Below are 6,604 nucleotides of genomic sequence, written 5' to 3' on the forward strand. Positions count from 1 at the left end.
CATCAGCCCGCCGTGAAACCCATGCTCTACTGGAGAAGAATCCGGAGCTGATTAAATCATTGCCAGAAAACTTTATGGCTGAAGAAGTTAGCCTGCTTCTAAAGGAAAACCAAGCTATTATAGCTCTTGCTAAAATCCAGGAGCAGAAGATTGCCATTGCGCCAAAAACGCCTGAGTATTTTGGGGCGCTTTTTCTCGAAGCGCAAATATTGAAGGCGTTGCGGCGCGGAGAAGAGGCTGATTACATATTGCTAACGATTAGCGCCGATGGAGAACTCGGCGGTGCCGATCGCGCTATGCTGCAAATTACCAAAGATGCCTGGAATGCGAACGATCACGACCGCGCCTTTCAGTTTATCAATAGACTTCTCGAGCGTTTTCCCGAAACTAGCTACAAGGATGAAGCTCTGTACATTAAGGGACATCTCTTTGAGGAGACCCACCAACTAGCAGAAGCTAAGAATGTTTACTTGGAACTACATGACTCCACTGTCAGCCTAGAAATAAAATTAAAAACTCTTAAGCGCATTGCCTGGCTGTATTTGCAGCAAGAAAGCTATGTATTTGCGGCTGATTCCTTTCAGAAAATGTTTGCAACCGCCGAAGAGATGCTAAGCACGGCGCAAAAACCCAAGTTCGATGAGCTAGATAACCTCCATCATCATGCAATGTTTTGGCAAGCATTCGCATTGAGCGAATTAGACAGTGCTACGCTTCGAACATTACACCATCCCTCTGCCGAAAGCATTTGGGAATCGCTGTCCAAAATGCAACCGCCAACCTTTTACAGCATGCTTGCTGGAAAATTTCTAGCTGGCGGCACCTCCGAACTAAAACTCGTATCTCGTAGCTCACATACCGACTCAGATATGCGCCAATGTGTGCTAGACTTACCTGCGCGCTTAATTGATACATTAGCCGAGCTAAAAAGTGTCGATCTTTCTCAATTTGCTCAGTTTGAGGTGGACTGGTTTCTTGCTAATCAGATGGATTCTGCGAAGTTTTCCGAGTTATCAAGGACCCCAATAGTAAGAATTCAAACCGACACAACCAGAGCTAGCTTATACTCCCAATTTGCAAGCCCTACTTTGGCAATACGAGCGGCGAGTCGCGCCTTAAAAGAAGTTGCACCTTTAGAAACAAGCGACGAGCGTTTGAGCAGGTGTGCCGACTTTCTATTGGACTTGAGTTACCCGACAGCAGAAATTGAGGTATTCCGCGAAGCCGCTAGCACATTTAGCGTTAGCGAATCAACGCTTCTAGCCATCGCCCGAACAGAAAGCCATTTCGACCCAAAAGCCATTTCCTCGGTGGGAGCTATGGGACTCATGCAGCTCATGCGAGAAACGGCGAAGACCGAAGGTTTACTCGCCGAAAATGATCTCTTCGATCCCAAAACTAACATTTCCCTGGGAACCAAACATATTTCCCGCCTTTTATCCACCTACGATGGCAACAAAATATTTGCAATCGCCGCCTACAATGCCGGACAATCCGCCGTAAATCGCTGGCGCGCACGCATGCCCAATATAGAACCATATTTATGGCTAGAGCTCATCGGCTACCCAGAAACTAGAAACTACGTAAAAAGCGTCCTATTAGCAGAAGAAATTTATCTACAAAAACTGCTGCGGACAAACTAATAGAAGCGTAATATGTTAAGTGTTGGACTACATAGAGTTGCGGCACCTATTCACTCGTCACAAAAGAAACAAATGAATGATTTGGACATGTTAGCGCGCTTAGGATTTAGCCACAGCCGCCACTAAGTTATCCACTACCGACGGATCGGCAAGAGTTGTCGTATCGCCAATCTTATCTATCTCCCCAGCCGCTATTTTCTTTAAGATGCGCCGCATGATCTTTCCCGAACGCGTCTTAGGCAAAGCATCGGCAAAATACATTCTATCTGGAGTGGCAATTGGACCAATCTCGCTTCTAACTTGCTGGATCAATTCCTTCCGCACTTCCTCCGTAGGCTGAACGCTGCTCTTAAGCGTTACAAAACAACATATTCCCTGCCCTTTAGTCTCATGTGGATAACCCACCACTGCTGCCTCAGACACGGCCCTATGCGAAACTAGCGCGCTCTCAACTTCGGCAGTAGCAATCCTATGCGCAGACACATTGAGCACATCGTCAATTCTTCCAAGAAGCCAATAATAACCATCCTCATCGACGCGACAACCATCGGCGGTAAAGTATTTTCCAGGAAACTTGCTAAAATAAACTTCCTTTATAAGCTTATTTGTAGCATCTCCATAAACGCCTCTAATCATGCCTGGCCATGGACTTTCGATCACCAAACTGCCGCCATGATTTGCGGTAACCACTGCACCATCCTCACCAACAACTCTAGCCGCCACTCCAAAAAAAGGTTTTCCAGCCGATCCTGGCTTCATCGACATGGCTCCCGGCAAAGTACTTATCATTATTCCGCCAGTCTCCGTCTGCCACCAAGTATCGACTATGGGACAACGCTCATTCCCAATTACGCGATAATACCACATCCAAGCTTCTGGATTTATAGGCTCCCCCACGCTACCTAGCAGCCGCAGACTCGAAAGATCGTGTCTTTTTGGCAACTCGTCTCCCAAACGCATTAGCGCTCTTAGCGCCGTTGGAGCCGTGTAAAAAACGCTTACCCTATTTTGTGCAATGATTTTCCAAAATCTATCCGGCGCTGGGTAAGTCGGCACACCCTCGAACATCATACAGGTCGCCCCATTGGAAAGTGGCCCATATATGAGATACGAGTGACCCGTAACCCAACCTACATCTGCCGTACACCAAAACACGTCCTTGTCGTCATAGTCAAAGATGTACTTAAAACTAACGTGCGCGTATAGCAAATAACCCGCAGTAGTGTGCATTACTCCCTTAGGTTTACCCGTGCTACCACTAGTGTACAACACAAATAAAGGGTGCTCTGAGGGTAACGGCTCGGCTTCGCATTTGTCGCCAATATCATCTTGACTACTTTCGACATGCCACCAGCAATCGCGCCCAGACTTCATATCCACATTCTGATTGCCGCGGTTAAAAACGATTACTCTTCTTACCTGCTCGCAACCAAGGAGAGCCTTATCGACCTTTTCCTTTAGTTGAATCGTCTTGCCACCATGAAAACCCACATCAGCCGTAACTACAACCCGAGAACTACAATCCATTATCCTGTTTCTTAGCGCCTCGAAACTAAAAGCCGAAAAGACCACCGAATGCACTGCTCCTAAGCGCGCACAAGCCAGCACGGCAATCACGAGTTCTGGAATCATCGGAAGAAAAAGAGTAACGGCATCGCCCCTCTTTACGCCATGCTTTCTAAGGACATTTGCAAACCTACACACCTCCAAGTATAGCTGCATATACGTCAAAGTCCTCTTCTCCTCCTCGCGCTCACCCTGCCAAATAATCGCAGCCTTGTTAGCGCGCCAAGTATCTAGGTGCCGATCTAGGCAATTATAAGAAGCATTGATAACGCCAGATGAAAAATACTCCACAAAAAGCCCTTCCCGCTCTCCTATAGAACTAAAGTCGCCCCTAAACACAGAAGAACCAAAATCCTTAAACCAAAATAAGTTCTCTCTAGCCTGCCTAGCCCAAAATTTCTCTGGCTCACTAATGGACTCTCTATACATCTGCTCGTAATCTTGAAGGCTCTGCAAGAGCGCCGCTTTGCGAAAAGCATCACTTGGAGCAATAATGCGCTCCTCGTGAAGAAGTGAATCTATTTCCGATGATGACATTGTTAAACAACTCCTGTTAATATTTCTCAAGCGACGGATCGACCGCTTCGATCCATTGTAGGATACCGCCGCTTAAGTTTCTCACTTTCTTAAAACCACTTTGAAATAAAATCTCCACGGCTTTAGCACCACGTTTGCCGCCTTTACAGTACACGACTATATTTGCACTGCTATCTAGTTCGCTACACAGCTTTTCAATTTCGCTTAAAGGCATAAGTTGAGCTCCTGCTATATGGCAAATATCAAACTCATGCGGCTCCCTCACATCTATGAGGCAAATCTCCTCTCTTCCGCTCAACTCATCGCGAAGTTCCTCTGGGCTAATCATCTCGACCAAACTCCTAACATCATTCATATCACCCTCTTTCATGCAGGCGGTTTGCTCAATGTCCGACAAAACCTTTATAGTGGGATTATCTCCACAAATCGCACAATTTGGATCCTTGCTTATCACCACCTTCCTAAACTCCGCAGCGAGCATGTCATACAATAGAAGGTTACCAACTAGAGGCTCGCCTTGCACGAGAATTAATTTCACTACCTCGCAAGCCTGCAACATCCCAATCACTCCAGGCAAAACGCCAAGCACTCCTCCTTCCGCACAGCTTGGAACCATTCCTCGCGCAGCCACTTCCGGATACAAACATCTATAACAAGGTCCACGTCCTGCCCAAAAAACAGATACTTGCCCCTCGAACCCATACACACTTCCATATACATTTGGTTTCCCGAGCAATGCGCAGGCATCGTTAATCAAGTATTTGGCAGCAAAGTTGTCAGTGCCATCGACGACGATATCATAGTGTCTCAGTATACCTAAGGCATTTTGCGACGAAAGTCGCGAATTGTATAAATCCACTTTGACATCTTCATTAAGCTGTAAAATAGCTTCGCGAGCCGATTCCAATTTTTGCAAACCCACATCAGCCGTTCCATAAATAACCTGCCTGTGTAGATTGCTAATATCTACCGCGTCAAAATCGACTAGACCCATGCGCCCTACTCCCTGAGCTGCTAAATACATAGCTAATGGAGATCCCAAGCCGCCAACTCCCACAATTAAGACACTTGATTTTCTTAGCCTTTCCTGCCCGGGAATACCAACCTCCGGCAGTATTATTTGGCGCTGATAGCGCCTAAGCTCATCTTTGGAAAACAAACAGGCACTCATGCTAAGCACTGCCTTCGCTAGCAACTTTTGGCCCTCGCACTTGGTTTTGCGAGACTCTACCTTGTGGCATTTTAACTTGAATAGAAAAAAAAGACGCCAATTCTCTCAATAACTCTGGACTACAAAATAAGTCACCCAGGAATCCCCACTCTGTAAGTTCCCTGAGATAAGAATTTGGCAATTTGCGGTGGAAATATTTACTCTGCTCTTTGCAGTAATTAGAAGCATGACTTGAAGTTAAGATTAGCACTGGCATTCTAAGGGAGTGCAAAAAAAATCTACAATCAAAGCCAGCAAATGAGAATAAAAACGGCATGCCCATAGGTACGAGTTTGTCGCACACATCCATTAACCTAATTAATAGCCGAGGCTCACTACGAGACTCGGCATCGATAATTACCATGCGTCGCACTGACTTCGACATCTCCCGCGCCAAAACTAAAGCTACGCTCGCGCCGCCCCCAATGCCTATGAGATTAATCCGCTTCGCGTCTGCGCGCAGCAACGTTTCGCATAACTTATCAGCGCAAGCCTCGTCTGAATTATCAGTTGCAACTAATTTAACGTCTAGAAACGTCACATTAGCGAAGTTTCCAGCACTGGCAAACGAACAGAGCTCTACATTTGAAATATCTCTCTCCGCTATTACAACCAAGTGCTCACACAACGCCCCCTTTCCATGATGCTTAATGTGCCTAACTGCTGAATTAAATCCCATACATCAGTTATAAATTAATAGTTCCATTCTATTCTAATGAAACAGCCAACTTAGATAAGGATTAGTAGAATAACACTAAATTAGCCTAAATAAAATTTGCCCTCGGCAGCCTTTTCTTAGTCCTAATCTTTTGGTTGCTTTTATACAAAGCTTTCAGCTATACTTGTAAATCTAAGCATAAATCTCATAGCTAATGCTTGAGGTTTTCTTCGAATCATCGATAAGAGATTGCGGATTTTATGGCTAGCGGTCCAGGTCCATTTGAAGTTCAAAAACCTGACATCTATAAACATCTGAGCCAAGATGCTGAAGCCTGTAATGGTTCCTGCCAAAAAGCCGATGTCAATAGCCCTTCTTTGCGTTCAGAGAAGAGACTTGACATTACCAAGCAAAAACCCCCTCAAGCACCACTACAACTGCAGAGCCGACGGGCCCTAGTAAAGAGAGCCCGCGAGAACTGTCGCATAACCGACAGCACGCTGGAAATAATAAGTGACATAACGAGGCGATTTGAATGTCCGCACTACGAAACTTGTCTTAGTTTGGCTGCCGCATTAGATTGGCCTTCTTTTACGTGCCGGAACTGCTGTGGAGATACGAATAAAAAATTGATGTGGCGAGCACATCAGGAAACCCGACAGGACGATGACTTAGCTACGCTTTGCGAGCTCCCGCCGCTAAGTATTAGCGACACTGAGGTCGAAAAAAGTTGCAACGCAAAGCACAGCAACAGAGCTATCCGTGCGATAAAATAATCAGTCGCAAAAAAGAAAGTTTATATCTGCGTAGCTAAAATTGGGTAATCGGGAACTTCGGGCAGATCTCTACGCCGTAGCTACTTTAATTTGCAACTTAAATCTGCACCCCGCTTATTTGGATGACGTAAACTAACCAGCAGTAATTATTTTAGCGGCACTAGTGTTATTAACAAAACATCTACGATTTCTTCCCATTGCTAATACACCTCTA

5 protein-coding genes are annotated in these 6,604 nt (G+C 45.7%); 2 read left to right on the plus strand and 3 right to left on the minus strand.

Features of this window, described 5'->3' with window-relative positions; translation table 11 throughout:
- The coding region (locus IT291_07530; GenBank protein ID MCC6221073.1) for a transglycosylase SLT domain-containing protein at positions 1-1,643 on the plus strand (1,643 nt) is incomplete at its 5' end.
- 99 nt (positions 1,644-1,742) lie between these two features.
- Here the strand turns inward: IT291_07530 and acs are convergent.
- From acs to IT291_07545, 3 genes are read right to left on the minus strand one after another with little or no spacing between them, the layout of a single operon-like run.
- Positions 1,743-3,746: an acetate--CoA ligase gene (acs, locus tag IT291_07535; GenBank protein ID MCC6221074.1), complete on the minus strand. Its 2,004-nt coding sequence runs from the start codon at positions 3,744-3,746 to the stop codon at positions 1,743-1,745.
- A gap of 16 nt (positions 3,747-3,762) precedes the next feature.
- Complete coding sequence (gene moeB / locus IT291_07540; GenBank protein MCC6221075.1) at positions 3,763-4,917, minus strand: molybdopterin-synthase adenylyltransferase MoeB; 1,155 nt, start codon at positions 4,915-4,917, stop codon at positions 3,763-3,765.
- A gap of 1 nt (position 4,918) precedes the next feature.
- Positions 4,919-5,635: a hypothetical protein gene (locus IT291_07545; GenBank protein MCC6221076.1), complete on the minus strand. Its 717-nt coding sequence runs from the start codon at positions 5,633-5,635 to the stop codon at positions 4,919-4,921.
- A gap of 239 nt (positions 5,636-5,874) precedes the next feature.
- On the opposite strand from IT291_07545, the gene IT291_07550 reads away from it, so the two are divergent.
- Positions 5,875-6,390 (plus strand): hypothetical protein, encoded by a 516-nt coding sequence (locus IT291_07550; protein MCC6221077.1) that lies wholly within the window; start codon positions 5,875-5,877, stop codon positions 6,388-6,390.
- The last annotated feature ends 214 nt before the right edge of the window (positions 6,391-6,604 follow it).

Source organism: Deltaproteobacteria bacterium, from assembly GCA_020845775.1.
Taxonomy (GTDB): domain Bacteria; phylum Bdellovibrionota_C; class UBA2361; order SZUA-149; family JADLFC01; genus JADLFC01.